At 51.0% G+C, this 17,323-nt stretch carries 17 protein-coding genes and 1 pseudogene; 14 read left to right on the top strand and 4 right to left on the bottom strand.

Annotation, left to right across the window (positions count from 1 at the left end):
- Positions 1-5: 5 nt before the first annotated feature.
- From cobI to NWF35_RS11680, 8 genes and pseudogenes are all read left to right on the top strand, one after another.
- Positions 6-716 carry a precorrin-2 C(20)-methyltransferase gene (gene cobI / locus NWF35_RS11715; RefSeq protein WP_301239293.1) on the top strand — a complete coding sequence of 237 codons (711 nt, stop codon included), beginning with the start codon at positions 6-8 and terminating at the stop codon, positions 714-716.
- Positions 713-1,510 carry a precorrin-4 C(11)-methyltransferase gene (gene cobM, locus NWF35_RS11710; protein ID WP_301239292.1) on the top strand — a complete coding sequence of 266 codons (798 nt, stop codon included), beginning with the start codon at positions 713-715 and terminating at the stop codon, positions 1,508-1,510. The genes cobI and cobM overlap by 4 nt, the downstream gene beginning before the upstream one ends.
- Complete coding sequence (locus NWF35_RS11705) at positions 1,500-2,630, top strand: cobalt-precorrin 5A hydrolase (RefSeq protein ID WP_301239291.1); 1,131 nt, start codon at positions 1,500-1,502, stop codon at positions 2,628-2,630. The genes cobM and NWF35_RS11705 overlap by 11 nt, the downstream gene beginning before the upstream one ends.
- Positions 2,627-4,030: a cobyrinic acid a,c-diamide synthase CobB gene (locus NWF35_RS11700; protein ID WP_301239290.1), complete on the top strand. Its 1,404-nt coding sequence runs from the start codon at positions 2,627-2,629 to the stop codon at positions 4,028-4,030. Before NWF35_RS11705 ends, NWF35_RS11700 begins: the two co-directional genes overlap by 4 nt.
- Entirely contained in the window at positions 4,027-4,623 is a 597-nt protein-coding gene (gene cobO, locus NWF35_RS11695) for a cob(I)yrinic acid a,c-diamide adenosyltransferase (RefSeq protein ID WP_301239288.1), read from the top strand. The genes NWF35_RS11700 and cobO overlap by 4 nt, the downstream gene beginning before the upstream one ends.
- 17 nt (positions 4,624-4,640) lie before the next feature.
- The gene (locus NWF35_RS11690) at positions 4,641-6,158 is read left to right on the top strand and encodes a cobyric acid synthase (RefSeq protein ID WP_301239287.1); all 1,518 of its coding nucleotides are present in this window, start codon (positions 4,641-4,643) and stop codon (positions 6,156-6,158) included.
- A pseudogene (locus NWF35_RS11685) lies at positions 6,148-6,348 on the top strand (NAD(P)H-dependent oxidoreductase); the annotation flags it as partial. The gene NWF35_RS11690 and the pseudogene NWF35_RS11685, both read left to right, overlap by 11 nt.
- The gene (locus NWF35_RS11680) at positions 6,326-6,565 is read left to right on the top strand and encodes a hypothetical protein (RefSeq protein WP_301239285.1); all 240 of its coding nucleotides are present in this window, start codon (positions 6,326-6,328) and stop codon (positions 6,563-6,565) included. The pseudogene NWF35_RS11685 and the gene NWF35_RS11680, both read left to right, overlap by 23 nt.
- A 50-nt stretch (positions 6,566-6,615) precedes the next feature.
- On the opposite strand, the gene NWF35_RS11675 is transcribed toward NWF35_RS11680, so the two are convergent.
- The gene (locus tag NWF35_RS11675; RefSeq protein ID WP_301239283.1) at positions 6,616-6,741 is read right to left on the bottom strand and encodes a hypothetical protein; all 126 of its coding nucleotides are present in this window, start codon (positions 6,739-6,741) and stop codon (positions 6,616-6,618) included.
- 688 nt (positions 6,742-7,429) lie between these two features.
- Here NWF35_RS11675 and NWF35_RS11670 point away from each other — a divergent pair.
- Complete coding sequence (locus NWF35_RS11670; RefSeq protein WP_301239282.1) at positions 7,430-8,197, top strand: hypothetical protein; 768 nt, start codon at positions 7,430-7,432, stop codon at positions 8,195-8,197.
- 272 nt (positions 8,198-8,469) lie between these two features.
- On the opposite strand, the gene NWF35_RS11665 is transcribed toward NWF35_RS11670, so the two are convergent.
- Positions 8,470-8,721 carry a CPCC family cysteine-rich protein gene (locus NWF35_RS11665; RefSeq protein ID WP_301239377.1) on the bottom strand — a complete coding sequence of 84 codons (252 nt, stop codon included), beginning with the start codon at positions 8,719-8,721 and terminating at the stop codon, positions 8,470-8,472.
- Positions 8,722-9,165: 444 nt separating this feature from the next.
- On the opposite strand from NWF35_RS11665, the gene NWF35_RS11660 reads away from it, so the two are divergent.
- A complete protein-coding gene (locus NWF35_RS11660; protein ID WP_301239281.1) occupies positions 9,166-9,648 on the top strand; it encodes a GNAT family N-acetyltransferase in 483 nt (160 codons plus the stop codon).
- A 131-nt stretch (positions 9,649-9,779) separates the two neighbouring features.
- Positions 9,780-10,340, top strand: coding sequence for a 2'-5' RNA ligase family protein (locus NWF35_RS11655; protein ID WP_301239279.1), 561 nt, complete (start codon positions 9,780-9,782; stop codon positions 10,338-10,340).
- Between the two features lie 829 nt (positions 10,341-11,169).
- On the opposite strand, the gene NWF35_RS11650 is transcribed toward NWF35_RS11655, so the two are convergent.
- Positions 11,170-11,772: a hypothetical protein gene (locus NWF35_RS11650; protein WP_363321616.1), complete on the bottom strand. Its 603-nt coding sequence runs from the start codon at positions 11,770-11,772 to the stop codon at positions 11,170-11,172.
- 164 nt (positions 11,773-11,936) lie between these two features.
- Positions 11,937-13,223 (bottom strand): dicarboxylate/amino acid:cation symporter, encoded by a 1,287-nt coding sequence (locus tag NWF35_RS11645; protein WP_301239278.1) that lies wholly within the window; start codon positions 13,221-13,223, stop codon positions 11,937-11,939.
- Between the two features lie 333 nt (positions 13,224-13,556).
- On the opposite strand from NWF35_RS11645, the gene kynU reads away from it, so the two are divergent.
- The 3 genes from kynU (at position 13,557) to kynA (ending at position 16,446) form a co-directional block, all read left to right on the top strand.
- A complete protein-coding gene (gene kynU, locus NWF35_RS11640) occupies positions 13,557-14,843 on the top strand; it encodes a kynureninase (protein ID WP_301239277.1) in 1,287 nt (428 codons plus the stop codon).
- Positions 14,844-14,989: 146 nt separating this feature from the next.
- Positions 14,990-15,610, top strand: a complete 621-nt coding sequence (gene kynB / locus NWF35_RS11635) for an arylformamidase (RefSeq protein ID WP_301239276.1) — start codon at positions 14,990-14,992, stop codon at positions 15,608-15,610.
- Between the two features lie 14 nt (positions 15,611-15,624).
- A complete protein-coding gene (kynA, locus tag NWF35_RS11630) occupies positions 15,625-16,446 on the top strand; it encodes a tryptophan 2,3-dioxygenase (protein WP_301239275.1) in 822 nt (273 codons plus the stop codon).
- Positions 16,447-17,323 lie beyond the last annotated feature (877 nt).

The following is a 17,323-nucleotide window of genomic DNA, read 5'->3' as shown; positions in this document are numbered from 1 at the left end:
ATCGGATGAGTAAAATCGGAACTTTGTATGGATTGGGCGTCGGACCGGGTGATCCGGAACTGATCACGGTCAAGGCGTTCCGCATTATGCGGGAATCTCCCGTGATCGCCTATCCCAAAAAGCGAATGGGAGAAAAGAGCTACGCGCTGACCATCGCGGAAACCTACGTCAATCCGGCGGAAAAAGAGATGCTGGGTTTGGTGTTTCCCATGACGCGGGATCAGGAGGTATTGCGCCGGGAGTGGGACAAAACGGTGGCGACGGTGTGGGAGCGACTCTCCCTGGGGAAGGACGTGGCGTTTGTCACCGAAGGCGATCCGATGTTGTACAGCACGTTTATTCACATGAGCCGGTGTATGCGGGATGCCCACCCGGAGGTGAACATCGTCTCCGTCCCCGGCGTCTCCTCGGTCAACGCAGCCGCTTCCCGCCTCGATATCCCATTGGCAGATGGAGACGAGCAAATCGCGATCGTGCCGGCGACGGAAGACCGGGCGGCCATGAAAAAAGCGCTGTTGGAGCATGACGCGGTGGTGTTTCTCAAAGTGGCCAAGGTGCTCGACCAGATGATCGATTTGTTGCGGGAATTGGAGTTGATCGACAAAGCGATGGTGGTGAGCAAGGCCACGTCGGAACAGGAAATGATCTGGCGCCATGTGGAGGAATTGGCCGGTGCACGTCTCGGCTACTTGACACTGATGGTGGTGAGAAAATGAGCTTGGAACCGAAAGTGTATATCGTTGGCGCCGGTCCGGGCGATCCTGACTTGATCACGGTGAAGGGGCTGCGGATTTTGCAAGAGGCAGACGTCGTCGTCTACACCGATTCGTTGGTGAGCCAAGATCTGGTGGCCCGCGCCAAAATCGATGCGCAGATATACCCCAGTGCGGGAATGACGCTGGAAGAGATCGCCCAAACCATGATCAGCCACGTCCGACGGGGCGAGAGCGTGGTGCGCTTGCACACAGGAGACCCGGCCGTTTTCGGGGCGACGTTTGAGCAGATGGCCCTGCTGCGCGAAAAAGGGGTCCCGTTTGAAGTGGTACCAGGGGTGAGCTCGGTGTTCGCCTCAGCTGCCGTGTTGGGAGTGGAGCTGACTATACCCGAACTTACTCAAACCGTCATCTTCACCCGGGCGGAAGGGCGTACCCCTGTGCCTGAGAAAGAGCGGCTGGCGGAGCTGGCCCGGCATCATACCACCATCGCCCTGTTTTTGAGTGCGACATTGGCCAAAAAGGTGACCCGAGAGCTGATCACCGCCGGTTGGTCAGAGGAGACACCGGTGGCGGTGGTCCAGCGGGCGACGTGGCCCGACCAAAAGGTGGTGCGCACTACGCTGGGTCGGTTGGATCAGGACATGCGGGAAGCGGGCATACGCAGTCACGCAATGATATTGGCTGGATGGGCACTGGACCCTGATCTGGAGGAGAAGGGAACGTATCGGTCCAAACTGTACGACAAAACTTTTACACACAGTTACCGGAGAGGAGTGAACAGCCATGAGCAGTGATCCTGCCCAAACATCAGAGCGCGTGGCGATCGTCGCCATCACCAAGCACGGAACGGCGCTGGCGCGCACACTGAGAGACAAGATGCCGGGGGCAGATCTTTACTACATGGAGAAATTCGCCACAGGGGATGAGGCGATCGAGGGTATCCACCTGTTTACCGGTTCGGTCCGCCTGATTCTGCCCGATCTGTTTCAACGCTACGACGGACTGGTCATCTTCATTTCGCTCGGTGCAGTTGTACGGATGATCGCCCCTTTACTCAAGGACAAAAAGACGGACCCGGCAGTTGTCGTCGTGGACGACCGGGCGGAACACGCCATCAGTGTGTTGTCTGGCCACCTCGGCGGGGCCAATGCGTTGACCCGGAGCGTTGCCTCCCTGTTGGGGGCGCGTCCCGTTATCACCACCGCTTCCGACGTTCAGCAAACGATCGCGGTGGATTTGTTCGGGCGCGATTTCGGTTGGGAAATCGAAAACTTTGATAAGGTGACCCCCGTCAGCGCCGCCGTGGTGAACGAGGAACGGATCGCCATCGTGCAGGAATCGGGAGAGCGGAATTGGTGGACGTATGACAAACCGTTGCCATCCCACATCCGGGTGTACCGTTCGGCTACGGGAGCCGTCGAGGCGGGCTTTGACGCCGCGCTGGTGGTCACCCATCGGTTGTTGACGGAGGATGAAGAGAGGACGCTCCTGTCCAACGGCGTGCTGTACCGGCCCAAAGTGATCGTGCTGGGCATCGGGTGCAACCGGGGCACGCCGGTGGAAGAAATCGAGCAAGTGGTGTTGGAGACGCTTGCTGAACTGAGGCTGTCGGTTCGCAGCGTCCGCAATCTCGCTTCCATCGATCTGAAAAAGGATGAACCGGGGTTGAAGTCGTTATCGGAGAAATACGGATGGCCGCTCATCGTGTACACCCCGGAGGAGCTGAATACGGTCGAACTTCCCCATCCGTCGGAAGTCGTGTACCGGTACACGGGAGCGTACGGCGTGAGTGAGCCGGCGGCTCTGTTGTCAGCCGGGGCAGAAACGTGGCTGATGGAGAAGAAAAAGAGCGGCAATGTCACCATCTCCGTTGCCGTGGTACCCCATGAGCGAACGGAGGCGGGCGTCCGTTGAAAGAACATCGACCGAGAATCGTCATCGCCGGAACAGGAAGCGGCGTAGGCAAAACCACAATTACACTGGGATTGATGGCGGCGTTTCGCAGAAGAAACATGACGGTCCAGGGGTTTAAAACGGGGCCGGACTACATCGATCCCACATACCATACGGCGGTGACCGGCAGATCATCACGCAACCTGGACGTCTGGATGATGCCCCGCAACCGAGTCCGGGAAATTTTTTTACGCGGGAGTGAAGGAGCGGACTTGTCGATCGTGGAGGGGGTGATGGGTCTCTACGACGGGAAAGATCCGTTGAGCGACACCGGCAGTACGGCCGATATCGCCATCCTCCTGCAAAGTCCGGTTGTCTTGGTTGTCGACATCCATAGCATGGCACGAAGCGTCGCAGCGATCGTGATGGGGTTCCAACAACTCAACCCCGAGGTGGCCATCCGCGGTGTCATCGTCAACAAAGCGGGCAGCGAGGGACACTATCGGCTGGCAAAGGCGGCCATCGAGCAGGAATGCGGCATTCCCGTTTTCGGGTGGCTTCCTCGTGATGCCGAGCTGAATATACCTGAGCGTCACCTGGGTCTGATCCCCGCCGTCGAACGGGGAGAACTGCAACCCTTGTTTGAACAGTTGGCCGATGTGATCGAACAAGGAGTGGATCTGGACGCGTTGATCTCTGTCGCCGATGAGGCGCCAGCACTGGCATGGCCGGAGGAACGCCTTTTCGTCCCTGTCGCCGCCTCTGAGGGTCGGCGTCCGGTGATCGCCGTCGCCCGCGACGCCGCTTTCCATTTTTATTACCCGGAAAATCTGGAGCTGTTGACGCTGGCCGGTGCTGATCTCCGGTTTTTCAGCCCGTTGGCGGGAGAACCCGTCCCGGAGGAAGCGGACGGGTTAATGATCGGCGGTGGGTTTCCCGAAGAATTTGTGTCGGAGCTGGCACAGGAGGAGGACGTGAAAGATTCTATCCGCCGCAAAATCGCCGAGGGTTTGCCCACGTTTGCCGAATGCGGCGGTTACATGTATCTCTGCGAAGCGATCATCGACCGAGCGGGACGCGAACATCCCATGGTCGGGGTGATTCCGGCCAAGGTGACGATGCGGGACCGGCTGGCGGCATTGGGATACCGGGAAGTGACGGCGTTGTCCGATTCCGTCTTGTTGGAAAAAGGAGAAAAGGCGAGAGGACATGAATTCCATTATTCCGCCCTGACACCCGAGACAGAGGACTACCCCCGCGCATACGCTTGCGAAGGTCGGTTCGGCACTCGATTGGAGGGATACGTCAAGGGGAATGTGTTGGCCGGCTATGTCCATCTCCATTTCGCTTCCCATCCAGAGATGGTCCGACGGTGGTTGTTGATCTGCAGGGAATACGGCAAACGGAGGGACAGAGTATGACACAAGTGAACGAGCAACGTCTGGATAAGGGCTTAGCGACGGAAACATGGGCGCCAAAGACGCGAAAAGGCTTGACGCTGGTTTACACCGGTAAAGGCAAAGGAAAAACTACAGCCGCTCTGGGATTGGTGCTGCGGGCAGTGGGCCGGGGTATGAAAACGACGGTGTTGCAGTTTATCAAATCCCCGCAACGAACCTACGGCGAGCAAACCGCATTGGAGCGATTGGGAGTGCAAATCCATCAATTGGGCGTAGGCTTTACCTGGACCCGTACGCCGGAAGATCACCGCGCCGCCTTGGAAACCGCCTGGCAGACCGCCAAACAAACTGTGATGAGCGGCGAGTACGACTTGGTGATTCTTGATGAGATCAACAATGCACTGGCCATTCAGAGGTTTCCTATCGAGGATGTATTGCCGCTTCATGAGGTGTTGGAAGTGATCGAGCATCGCCCGTCTCACGTCCATCTGGTCTTGACCGGTCGAGATGCGCACCCGGAAGTGATCAGCCGGGCCGACCTCGTATCAGAGATTCACGCTGTCAAGCATTACTACGATGAAGGGGTTCCTGCTGTCAAAGGGATTGAGTTTTAGAGGGAGAGGAGATCAGGATGGCCAAGGCGATTATGTTGCAGGGAACGGGTTCTGATGTAGGCAAGAGCGTGTTGTGCACGGCTTTTTGCCGTTATTTTTTTGAGGAAGGGTATCAGGTGGCGCCGTTCAAATCGCAAAATATGGCGCTCAACTCTGCTATCACCGCCGACGGGGGCGAAATCGGACGTGCCCAGTGCGTTCAGGCGGAAGCGGCGGGCATCGAACCGACCGTCCACATGAATCCCATTCTCCTCAAACCAAAAGGTGATATGATCTCCGAAGTGATCGTGCACGGACGCCATTATGCCGACATGGAAGCGAGCGCCTATCGCGGCAGCGTGCTGGAAAAAGCGTTGCCCGCAGTTCGTTGGTCCCTGTCGATTCTGTCCGAAGCATTCGAGGTGTTGGTGATCGAGGGAGCGGGAAGTCCGGCGGAAATCAACCTGAAAGATCGGGACATCGCCAACATGCGGGTAGCAGAACTGGCCGATGCCCCCGTCATACTCGTCGGGGACATCGAACGGGGCGGCGTGTTCGCTTCGCTGGTGGGCACATTGGAGCTGCTGGACCCGGATGAACGGGCAAGGGTGAAAGGCTTCATCATCAACAAATTTCGTGGTAAACGGGAACTGCTTGATCCCGGCATCGAATGGCTGGAACGGCGGACCGGCATTCCCGTACTGGGTGTGGTGCCTTATCTGGAAACCGGAATTGACCCGGAAGATTCGCTCACTCTGGAGTCGCTTCGATTGAAAATGCCCGCATCTCGGGAGTTTGTAGACATCACCGTGATTCGCCTGCCCCGGATTTCCAATTTCACGGACTTTCTTCCGTTGGCCGACGCCCCCGACGTCCGTCTCCGTTATGTCCAATCGGCCAAGGAAATGGGCGATCCCGACGCGGTGATTCTTCCCGGTACCAAAAACACCGTTGAGGATTTGGCATGGTTGCGTGCATCGGGGTTGGCCGAGTACATCCAACGCCTGCGAAACCAGTGCGCGGAAATCGTCGGCATCTGCGGGGGATATCAAATGCTGGGACGTACGTTACACGACCCCGATGGAGTGGAATCACATCCCGGCGTCCACCCGGGATTGGGTATGTTGGACATCCGGACGCACTTTATTCCGGACAAACGAACGGTTCGGGCATCCGGAGAAACCCTGATCAAATGGGCTCGGGGTGTACCCGTCTCCGGCTATGAGATTCACATGGGCAGAACCGAGCGGGGAACGGATGCGAGTCCGGTGTTGCAATGGGCGGACGGACGCTTGGACGGTGCGGTGTCAGTCGACGGAAGCGTATGGGGCACCTATCTGCACGGGTTGTTCGATAACGGGGCATTTACCCACGCCTGGATCAACCGTCTGCGTGGGAAAAAGGGTTTGCCGCCCCGTTCCGAAGAGTATCTCGGGCTACGAGCGGACCGGGACGTGATTTATGCCCGCCTTTCCCGTTGGATTCGCGAGTATGTGGACATGGAACGGGTGAAGCAAATCATGGGGCTGTCAGTATGTACGGAAAGTGTTGAATGAGAAGGGCGTGCCGATCAACGTTTCCGATCTTCCGGCGGAGGATCTGATCTCCGCGCATTTTGACCCCGCCATCCAACAAGCGAATGAGTTGGTGGAGAAAGCGGATGCCATCATTGTTGCCAGCCCGGTCTACAAGGCTTCTTTTACGGGGGTTTTCAAAACCTACCTTGACCTGTTGCCGCAAAAAGGACCTGTACTTCGACGTTTCGTCTAACAAATACGCGATCGGGCTGAACCTGTTGGAGCGGTTCCCCGGGCAAACGGACAATGACGTCGTCAATAATGCCTTGGAAGTGATGCGTAACGCGTATAATATCGACTCCATGCTGTTTGACAAATACGCTCGTCTGGCGATCAAGGCGCTATTAGCTGAGGGAAGAAACACATATCATCTTAACGATTCCTGAGCTGCTGAAAAAAGAAAGCCCACTCAGGCAAAGACTGATCCGTCAGCTTCCTATCCAGAACCTCGTTTCTCTTTTCCTTTTACAGACTCCGCCGAGACGGACGCCCGCGGCACCGCCGCGGCCACCCATTCGGCTCCGGTGACCCCGGAGCCCGGGTGCTCGGCCCCGGGCTCCATTTATACCCTCTTATCTGTTTCACTCTCCATCTACACAATGAAATCAACTTACTTTGCTCCTGGTGACAGCATCGCTGGTACTAGGGAGTGTCTGATAAATATTTTTCGTACAATATTTGTATCTTCTTTAATAATTGCTGACGATTTTTCGCCGGTTTGATCCACTTAGGAAGCCTGCTGGCCACACCACCATGATGAGTAGTATCCCTAATCCCCGCCCGAACCAAGCTTTCTATGTATTTTAAGTGCTCCAAGTTATATGCCCAAAATACGTGTGAGCCGAAAGGGATCCGAAAATATAAAGGGTAATCAAAATACATATCCATACCTTGCATATGATAGCTCATTACCTTGATTTCCTTCTCATTAAAACAGGAATCTCGGTAAAATGCTGACGAACTCTTTTCTGATGGTGAAACCTAGACAAACTCATTTTATACATCCTTCCTAAAAAAACTCCTCATAAACTTCACTTGTTCAATACCCAAACGCGGACAAGGTCTTCTATGTTGACCGTCTCCGGTTGAAACTCTCTGGATGGATTCGTCCTGAACATAGAAGAGCCTCCCTTCATTGATCTTTTTCCATTTCAGTTCGACAAAAAAGGCTCTAAGCGGACCTAAATTCCAAGCGGGAGCACGAATAAATGAATAGCGACCTCAGAGATAGATAAAGGAGTCAACCGCATATGAACAAGTGGCTTAACCACATCCATACAGAATTGCATGAGATTTATGGGGAGAGTTACCCACGATTTTTAAGGGCTGAGATGATCCACTTCGCTTATTATCCACTGATCTCTTTGCTTTTCTCCTTATCTTTTCAACCTAACATAATCAGGACCATGGGCTCTTGGGGGATGGTGGGCATCATCGTCATCGTATTTTTTATCATGCTCTATCTCGAAAATCGTTATCAAGTGAAATTAAATCAGGAGATGAAACAGCGATATAAACAAACCATATATTACCGATGGATCAGCAGGGGACTCAGGTTTGTGTTAAGCATATTGGTATTCCTAACCAGTTTCATGTTGCCTCGATGGCTCAATCCACCTCAACCCATTCCCCAAGCTGTAACGGAATACGGGTATCCTGTGCAACTGCCAGCAAAACTGCCGTTTAAACCAACAAAGCAATATGCCGTAGTAAAAGCGGGCCTATTCCATTACGAAATGGACGTGTTTTATGAACATGGTGACACTCACCTAACCCTGTATATCAATCAAGATGAGGATCAGGAGTTGTTTTTGAACAATGCCACCCTCAAAAATGGAATCAAAGCAGACTACGAAGAAACTGACATACCAGATGATGAATATGAATACTACGATTTGACGTGGTATCAAAAAGGGTTCAGTTATCGACTAAGTTATTCACCCTCTAAAAACGAGCCCAAACCAACCAAAGACGTTTTGCTAAACATCGCCAATTCCTTTAAACCCGTTCATTCTTAACAAAATCCATAACCGCTCATGGTACCGTGGCCCTTAGTAAATCTTCCTACGGGTGAAAAAGACCCGGCAGGTACACACCTGTCCGGGTTTTTATGGATCAAAGGTGGCAAATCCTTTCCCCGGGACTCCGCGGAGACGGCCGCCCGCGGCGGCGCCGCGGCCACCCGTTCGCTCCGATATAGGCCCCCGGGGCTTGCTGAGACCAGGCCCCGGGGAGCCGCCCCCTAACTAGCGAACCTGCTCACGTGAATCGACCAAATAAGAGTTATTTGTTAACAGTTATCAGGGTATTCTTCGGGAAGTGGTTTTCTTACTCTCTTTACAAATTCCAAGGATATAGCACTATATTTTCTAAAATTGTCTCTCGCTTCTAATAAGCTCATCGAATTTGCTCCACCAGAAAATGTAGGATCATCATTCTGAACTGGATCATCTTCCCAATAACATACGGGGCAAATGTTATAAGTATCTCCTGGTTCCTCAGGATATGTCAAAAATCCACAACATAGACAAGAATATAGCATATTTATCTGTCTCCCTCCTTCACGGGCTGCGACAGGATTAACTGTTTTTGTGGTGTTTTTTCGTTTCCGGGATGATGTTTGCATCACGTAACTCTTTCAGCGCTGTTGCGGCGCGATATTTAGTGCACCCCGCCTTACGTTGGAGCCTCAGCCGCCCCACCTGACCTTAAAAGTAGTGTCTTATTCGAGAAACTCGCCTTTCCACTGGACCCCGGAGCCCGGGGGCTCGTCCCCGGGCTCCTAGACGTAGCAGGTTTCTAGCACTCAAACGTTGTATATGTATTCCAGAGTGTGGGGAACAGTTGGGAAGGGTTGACAGCGGGGCGTGGTCCCCTTCGGTCGCTACTGCGACGGAGGGGAGGTGATGCGGATGAAAGAAACGATCATGCTTTTGGCGTTGATCGTACAGGTGGTACATGTCACCTACATCTCTGGGGTGAAACCATGAACAAGCCCGCCATATTTGAAAAAACGATGGGGCCATATCGGATCTTCACCGATTCGTCTCGATTGCAGGTTGATGTTATTCACCGTTATTTGTCTGAAGAATCGTATTGGGCTCGTGGTATACCTATGGACCTGGTCGTAACCTCCATCCAGCATTCCCTTTGTTTCGGCATGTATGACGGAGAAAGTCAAATCGGTTTCGCTCGTGTGGTCACGGACTTCGCCCGTTACGCTTATTTGTGCGACGTATTTGTACTACCTGAATACCGTGGACAAGGGTTGGGAAAGTGGTTGGTGGAGACGGTGGTGTCCCACCCGTCGTTGGCCCGATTGGCCCGGATCACCTTGGGCACCCGAGACGCACACGGTCTTTACGCCCAGTACGGTTTTCAACCTTTGCGGAGCCCTGAACGGCACATGGAGTTGATTAGGAAGGTGGGGTATGGGATCACTCAAGAAACAGTCACTTCATCGGAATAAAACAAAAGACGGTGTTATCGTCAAGGGGTATGCCTGTATATGAGAACACAGCGTAGACGGAACAGCCCCTCCTGCTAACAAATAGGAGGGGCTGTAAGTTCCAAAACCAGAATTAAATTTGGAACTTATAATTGGCTGGTGATGGAAATATGCACGCGGTTGTTTCGCTATTAGATGAGTCTCATTATAAAAAAGTAGAATGGATTTGGGCCGAATTAAAAAAGAGGTTTCATATTGAAGGAATTTATATAACGCCTTATCCTCACTTCTCCTACCAAGTGGCTAGAGGTTACGATTTAGAAAAAATGCTCCCAGTATTATCTCAGCTGGCCCAAAGACAAAAACCGTTTACTATTCATGCAACAGGTTTAGGTCTCTTTACAGGTAAAAAACCAGTTGTATATGTACCAGTCGTTCGAAGTAATGAACTAAACAAATTACATCAACAAATCTGGCAAGAAACTTCTATGTTTGTTACAGATGAAGTTGATTATTACGACGAACAAAAATGGTTGCCACATATCACTCTTGCTCATGGTGATGTAACAGATAAAAATGTTTCTAAACTGATATCTTATTTAAATAGCTATATTGATTTAACATGGGAAATTAATGTGGACAACCTTGCCCTTATTTACGAAACAAAAGGTAAACAAATTTTACTTGAGCGATATCTATTTGGCAGACAATAAATCAAAAGAGCCATTTAACAGCTCTTTTTCTATTTTCTAGGGAGATAGCAGTCGCTACATCCACCCTCCATAATGTCCGCTAAATACAATTAGCGGACATAACCTCCCAGAGGCACAGGTCGTCGAAAAAAAGGAGGTCATAACGAAAATATTATATGAGGGGAGGAGAACCATGGCAAGCTGGTCCAATGAAGAAGAGGTGTTTCAAAGCTACCTTCTTATTTAGAAAAAATTGGATGATCTGTTCCTGTTTCCCCTTCTGACTGGGGGTTAGTGAAACAACAAATGTGGTTAGTGAAGTTACTTAATTAATTGTGGAGGAAAGAACATGCAGGTCACGTACACCATCGAAGAAAAGGATCTATTTCATCTTTATAAGCATATTTTGAAAAGACCGAAATATTTTTGGGGATACCAAGGCAACGTATTGGCGGCCCCGATTTTAAGGGCTGTGGCAGAACGACGAATTTTCCTTTCAAGGGAATTACTACGAAATTAAAGGTGGAACAATGCAACCTCGTCCCATTCAAAAACACTACCTCGCTATTTTCCAGGGAGGCAATTGATCAGTTAAAACAAGCTGGTATTGATTTGGTTTTAATGGCATTTTGTTTTCCATTGGATGAATTGCCGTCCTGTTCAGGAAAATGTAATCAAACAACTATAACTCGTTTAGGGAAAACAATGAGAGTGATAGGTTAAAACCAGTGTGCCGGTAACGTCTTTGTGGGTACATATAGTAAGAATCGCAGAATCGTATAGGCAGGAGGATGAGGCCCGAGACGGGAAACGGACTGCAGACGCGAATGACCCAAGAAGCCAACGGCGCCTAAAGTGAGTTCCTGCGGTGTTTTAACCGTGTGGAGTGCCAAGATCGCTTAATTGGTTTTCGTCGGCGTAGTCCGATTTCTTTTTGTTTACCCTTTATCAACTTGTTTATTGCACGAGATCCTGGGCCTCCGCCAACGGCATGTTGCTGTTTTGTATTTGAGCTTTCGATTGCAGAATTGGTACCACTTGTGCTGTAGGTTCCACTACCGCTTGCCACCTGAGTAGCCGACGAAGTGGATTTGCGTTTGCTCCGCTTGACGACCTGATTATTGATGACGATGACGATTTCTTTGGCATTGTTCTTCTTTCCATGCTTTTTGTGCGTCACATACCGTTTACCCTTTATTCCAACGTTTTTGGCTTTTCCTCCAGCGCCCACACTCTGTTGCTGACGGGTGTTTGACGAAGCAATAGCCACATTACTTCCTGCAGCGCTGCTTCGACCAGCCCCACTCGCAATTTGCGTAGTATTTGGTGCATTAGTGAACTGGTTGTTGATAATCACCACAGCTTTTGATTTTCCAGATAGAGGAGACTTGGTTATGGTTCGTTTCCCTGTTTTTTCGACAATGACAGTGATCTTTTCGTTGATATTTGCCATCTTTTTATCCATCCTTTTTCGTTGGATTTGCTTTAACAAAAGATGAACAAAGTGTGCGATAATCGTGGGCAAGTTATCAAAATATACTCAAGCCCAAAACGCTCGGAATGTAGTAGAAACGAAAACCGACTCCTTCGCGTAGGGAGCCGGTTCATTTGTGCGCTTTATGATACATCCGTTCCTACCGCGTCGGAAGGAGAGGTGTCACCATGCTGTTTGCCGAATTGTGGATGATGAGGCTGGAATTCGTTTTCACTTTTGGCCACGACGATCGTAGCGATACCATTTCCGATCATGTTCACAATGGCTCGTGCTTCAGACATGAAGCGGTCTACACCGAGCAATAGAGCCAATCCCTCCAAGGGAATCGCATGTGTGGCGCTCAACGTGGAGGCTAGCACAATAAATCCGCCACCCGTCACCGTCGCCGCTCCTTTTGAAGTCAGCATCAGGATAGCGAGAATCGTCAGCTCCTGTGTCAAACTCAGATCAACACCGCTCACCTGGGCCAAGAATACGACGGCCATAGTCAAATAAATCGATGTACCGTCCAAGTTGAAGGCATAGCCCGTCGGCAGAACCAAGCCGACCACCGATTTGGAACAACCGTATTCTTCCATCCGCTTCATCATGCGGGGCAAAACGGATTCGGACGAGGAGGTCCCAAGTACGATGAGCAATTCTTCTTTGATAAATTTTAGGTAGTTCCACAGACTGAACCCGTACATCCGGCAAATCAGATTCAAGACGATGAAGACGAACAGGAACATGGTGATGTAGACGGCCAGCATCAGTTTGCCCAGCGGAATGAGTGAGGACAGGCCGTATTTTCCGATGGTGTAAGACATCGCCCCAAAGGCACCGAGCGGAGCTACCCGCATGATGATGTTGACAATCTTGAAAAACACTTTGGAGATCTGGTCTAACAGATCGATCAGCGGTTTCCCGAAATTGCCGAGTGCGGCCAAAGCGAATCCGAACAGTATGGAAAAGAAGACGACCTGCAGGGTGTCACCTTTGGCAAAGGCATCTACGACATTGGAGGGAACGATATGAACCAGGAAATCAACCAGATTCATCTTCTTCCCTTCACTTACATATTGTGAAACTTGATCCTGCCCTTGACTTGGGTCCAGATGAACACCCACACCGGGTTTCACCACATTGGCAACAATGAGGCCGATGGCCAAAGCGATGGTGGTTACAATCTCAAAGTAGAGGAGCGCCTTTCCGCCCACTCTCCCCACCTTTTTCATATCGCCCATTTTGGCAATCCCGACAACGATGGTCAGGAAGACGATCGGGGCGATCACCATCTTTACCATATTGATAAAAACGTCTCCAATCGGTTTCATGGCTTTGGCTGTTTCAGGAGCCAAAGTACCCAAAATGATACCGAGCGTAATGGCAGTCAGCACTTGAAAGGTCAAATTGGTGACCAATCTTTTCATCCTTGTTAACCTCCTTTGCTGTATCGGACAATCCGATTAATAGAAAAGAATATACTATCACATAGATCTGAAAATGGTAATCGATTTCATTATTGAATATACCAATGTTTCTCACAAAATGTCTATCATGTTCGCGGGAATGGATATTTTGCCAATAATGCGAAATCAATACGGGTACTTGGGGTTATCGCTTATCGGCCGTCACTGTTATATGTTCTGTTCTGTTCTTTCTCGAGTATAGTCCGCAGGAATTGTTAATGTCCACTCGGACATGACACATTGCTGGTTTCATCTTATACTGGCCATATAAATTATCCGAAAGGACTGTATATCATGAGTATTTTCTCTTTTGAGCCGTCATATGAATACGCTCTTCGATTGGACCGACAGGATGAGCTATCTTTGTTTCGAGATGAATTTTACGTCCCGGAAGGGACGATTTATTTGGACGGCAACTCGTTGGGTTTACTGTCCAAACGGGCCGAACAATCACTGCTGGAGATGCTCGAATCATGGAAGAAACTAGCGATTGACGGCTGGACCCAGGGACGGTATCCGTGGTTTTACTTGTCGGAACGTTTGGGGGAAATGACCGCGCCCTTGATCGGAGCTTCTCCCGAAGAAGTGATTGTAACCGCTTCTACTACGGTCAATCTGCATCAAGCGGTGGCCACTTTTTATCAACCCCAGGGGAAAAAAACAAAAATTTTGGCGGATGAATTGGCATTCCCTACTGATATCTACGTTTTGCAAAGTCAAATCAAAAGGAAGGGGTATGACCCGGAGACTCATTTGGTCAAGGTAAAAAGTCGCGACGGCCGTTTCATCGAGGAAGAAGACATCATTTCCGTCATGACCGACGAGATTGCGCTGATCGTGCTGCCCAGCGTGTTGTACCGAAGTGGTCAAATTCTGGACATGAAACGGTTGACGGAGGAAGCACACCGGCGGGGGATTCTTGTCGGCTTTGACTGCTGCCATTCCATCGGTGCCATTCCGCATGCGTTGAGTGAGTGGGGTGTCGACTTCGCCGTCTGGTGCAACTACAAGTATCTAAATGCCGGCCCGGGAGGAGTGGCTGGACTGTATGTCCATCGCCGGCATTTTGACCGTACCCCGGGTTTGGCGGGTTGGTTCGGTTCACGCAAGGACAAACAGTTCGACATGGACCATACGATGAACCCGGCCGAGCACGCCGGCGCTTACCAGCTGGGAACACCGCACATTTTGAGCGCCGCTCCCTTGATCGGTTCGTTGGAAATGTTTGCGGAAGCGGGCATTGACCGGGTACGTCGCAAATCACTGCAACTGACACGTTATTTGATTTTCCTGATTGAACGGGAACTGATCGGATATGGATTTGCGATCGGAAGTCCGCTGGAGGATCACCGGCGCGGCGGTCACGTCTATCTGGAGCACCCCGAGGCGGTGCGTATCTGCAAAGCATTGAAAGCGAACGGCGTAATCCCGGATTTCCGTGCTCCGAATGGCATTCGCCTCGCACCGGTCGCACTTTACACGACCTTTGAAGAGGTATGGAAGTGTCTCCAAATCCTCAAGGAAATCATGGAGACGGGGCAATACAAGCAGTTTAAAAACACACGGGATGTGGTGGCCTAGTCGTACTTGGGCACGATTCAGGTGATCCTTTTTCGTTTCCCCCCTGTTTCCCTAAGGATCAAAGGTTACTCTTGGAAAAGAGCAGCATTTAGCGAATGCCAAACACGTTGAAGCAAGAAATTGATACGGGAGTGAGGAAAATCGGTATGAAATGGTTAGATATCTCGCAGCCGTTGAGCAATGACATCGCGGTGTGGCCCGGCGATACGCCATTTTCGTTTGCGTTGTCGTGGACCATGGAGCACGGCTCCGTCAATGTCGGCAAGCTGACGATGAGTACTCATACTGGAACGCATGTAGATGCGCCATTTCACTTTGATGATACGGGCCACAAAGTGATGGAGCTGGATATCGAGGTGTTTGTGGGACCCGCCCGTGTGATCGACGTATCTCCGCATGCAAGCGTCGGAGCTGAAGAGCTGGCCGCCTATGATCTGGAGGGGGTAAAGCGGTTGCTGTTGCGGACACGTTCCGCTTCCGACCCGACGGTGTTCCCGGCCACCATCACCTATATGCGGCCGGACGCCGCCGACTATTTGCATGAAAAAGGTGTGCGGTTGCTCGGGGTAGATGTGCCATCTGTGGACCCCTTGGACAGTAAGGAGTTAGCGGCTCATCACGAACTGTTAAAGTGCGGGATTTACATTTTGGAAAACGTGGTGCTGGATCAAGTCCGACCGGGTGACTACGAACTGATCGCCGTACCACTCGCGCTCCAAGACGCGGATGCCAGCCCGGTTCGGGCGCTGTTGCGTCCGTACGAATAAGGGGGATATAAGCGATGCATAACGAAAAAGGAATTCACACGGATTTTCGCGATCAGATGACCTACGGGGAATACCTGCAGTTGGACCGAATTTTGTCCGGTCAGAAACGCTTGTCCGGCCATCATGACGAGATGTTGTTTATTGTGATCCACCAGGTGAGCGAACTCTGGATGAAATTGATGTTGCATGAGATCCAGGCGGCGATCCTATGCATCAAAAACGGGGAACTGTCCCGTGCGTTCAAGATGTTGGCTCGCGTTTCCAAAATCCAGTCCCAGATTATTCAGTCGTGGGATGTCCTCTCCACCCTGACACCCGCAGAGTATCTTGAATTCCGTGACCAACTGGGCCAAGCCTCCGGCTTTCAATCTTATCAGTACCGGATGATCGAGTTTGCTCTTGGGTATAAAACCCGGCACATTTTGGAGATCTATCGGAAAGATCCGGATTTGTATCGGCTATTGGATGAAGCCTTGCATGCTCCCAGCCTTTATGACGTTTCCATCCAAGCGTTGGCCAAAGCGGGTTTTGCCATTCACCCCGATGTGTTGAACCGGGATTATACCCAGCCTTATCAGGCACACCCCAGTGTGGAAGCGGCTTGGCTGGCGGTGTATCGGGATGTGAAATCCTATTGGGATCTCTACCAATTGGCCGAAAAGCTGGTCGACCTGGAAGACTGGGTACGGCAATGGCGTTTTCGCCATGTGACCACGGTGGAGCGCATCATCGGCCATAAAACGGGAACAGGTGGTTCTTCCGGTGTCCATTATCTGAAAAAGACGCTTGATCACCGGTTTTTTCCCGAGCTGTGGGATGTGCGGACGAAGTTGTGAAGAGAGGGCATTGGGGATGAAAACTGGATCAAACCCACATCAAAAAACAACAGCCGCGTATCCGCGGCTGAGTCTATTCTGGACAAACATTGCCGCTGCAGGTGCAAGCACACGTAAGTCACAAAGCTGGCTAATATGGAATGAATTCATCAACATGTTGACGGGTGGGGACCCTGAAATAATCCAAGCAGCTGAGCGTTATTATAAAGAAACGCGGACACCGTGGAGTAGATAAACAGCTGTATGAATATATCAAGATGGCTTTGTCGCGCATTTAATTTGTGAAAAGTGATGGACCAGACAGACTAAAAGTTGTGAGCCTTTATGAAAATGGCCAAGGGAGATGAATCCTTGGCCATTTGTTCTACCTGGGGTACCAACATATACCCATAAGAGTTTGTGACTTTCCACACACGGCTAAATCCGTGGGCTTCTCGCTTCATTTGGCGTGGCAACCCGCATTCATCCACGATGGCTTCGTCCAAGCCTAGTGATTTTGTTTTAACGAGTTTTCGCTCGCATAGTAGTTTTAAGTGTTTTCACACTTATGTGCTTAGTTGTACCAAAATTCTGTCTAACTTGCAAGAGGGCTGAAGGCTTCGCTTTCATCCCCACTTTGAAGGGCTGGGGTTGCCGCGCGCTCCTTATAAGCAGACTATCTCAATGACCGAATATGGACTTCTGCTATGGATCATAAGCATACAAATTGTTCCTTCCAGTTCGGGGGCCAACCATTGTAAACCCTTCTTTCACATTACTCAGCACGAACTGTTGCCGCTCTTCCATGCCCATCTCGTTGCCTGCACCATGTCTCGAGAACATATGCTCCAACAAAGCTGATGGAGTTATCGCTGAAGCATCCGTTTCTTGATCCATT

This window comes from Polycladomyces subterraneus (assembly GCF_030433435.1).
GTDB classification, from domain to species: domain Bacteria; phylum Bacillota; class Bacilli; order Thermoactinomycetales; family JIR-001; genus Polycladomyces; species Polycladomyces subterraneus.
The sequence above is the reverse complement of the archived record's forward strand: the minus strand, read 5'-3'. Positions and strand labels throughout refer to the sequence as shown.

Excerpts from the sequence above, each read along its gene's own strand:
- cobI (WP_301239293.1), top strand. The coding sequence starts at position 6 with ATGAGTAAAATCGGAACTTTGTATGGATTGGGCGTCGGACCGGGTGAT.
- cobM (WP_301239292.1), top strand. The coding sequence starts at position 713 with ATGAGCTTGGAACCGAAAGTGTATATCGTTGGCGCCGGTCCGGGCGAT.
- NWF35_RS11705 (WP_301239291.1), top strand. The coding sequence starts at position 1,500 with ATGAGCAGTGATCCTGCCCAAACATCAGAGCGCGTGGCGATCGTCGCC.
- cobO (WP_301239288.1), top strand. The coding sequence starts at position 4,027 with ATGACACAAGTGAACGAGCAACGTCTGGATAAGGGCTTAGCGACGGAA.
- NWF35_RS11690 (WP_301239287.1), top strand. The coding sequence starts at position 4,641 with ATGGCCAAGGCGATTATGTTGCAGGGAACGGGTTCTGATGTAGGCAAG.
- NWF35_RS11675 (WP_301239283.1), bottom strand. The coding sequence starts at position 6,741 with ATGGAGCCCGGGGCCGAGCACCCGGGCTCCGGGGTCACCGGAGCCGAA.
- NWF35_RS11670 (WP_301239282.1), top strand. The coding sequence starts at position 7,430 with ATGAACAAGTGGCTTAACCACATCCATACAGAATTGCATGAGATTTAT.
- NWF35_RS11665 (WP_301239377.1), bottom strand. The coding sequence starts at position 8,721 with ATGCTATATTCTTGTCTATGTTGTGGATTTTTGACATATCCTGAGGAA.
- NWF35_RS11660 (WP_301239281.1), top strand. The coding sequence starts at position 9,166 with ATGAACAAGCCCGCCATATTTGAAAAAACGATGGGGCCATATCGGATC.
- NWF35_RS11650 (WP_363321616.1), bottom strand. The coding sequence starts at position 11,772 with ATGGCAAATATCAACGAAAAGATCACTGTCATTGTCGAAAAAACAGGG.
- NWF35_RS11645 (WP_301239278.1), bottom strand. The coding sequence starts at position 13,223 with ATGAAAAGATTGGTCACCAATTTGACCTTTCAAGTGCTGACTGCCATT.
- kynU (WP_301239277.1), top strand. The coding sequence starts at position 13,557 with ATGAGTATTTTCTCTTTTGAGCCGTCATATGAATACGCTCTTCGATTG.
- kynB (WP_301239276.1), top strand. The coding sequence starts at position 14,990 with ATGAAATGGTTAGATATCTCGCAGCCGTTGAGCAATGACATCGCGGTG.
- kynA (WP_301239275.1), top strand. The coding sequence starts at position 15,625 with ATGCATAACGAAAAAGGAATTCACACGGATTTTCGCGATCAGATGACC.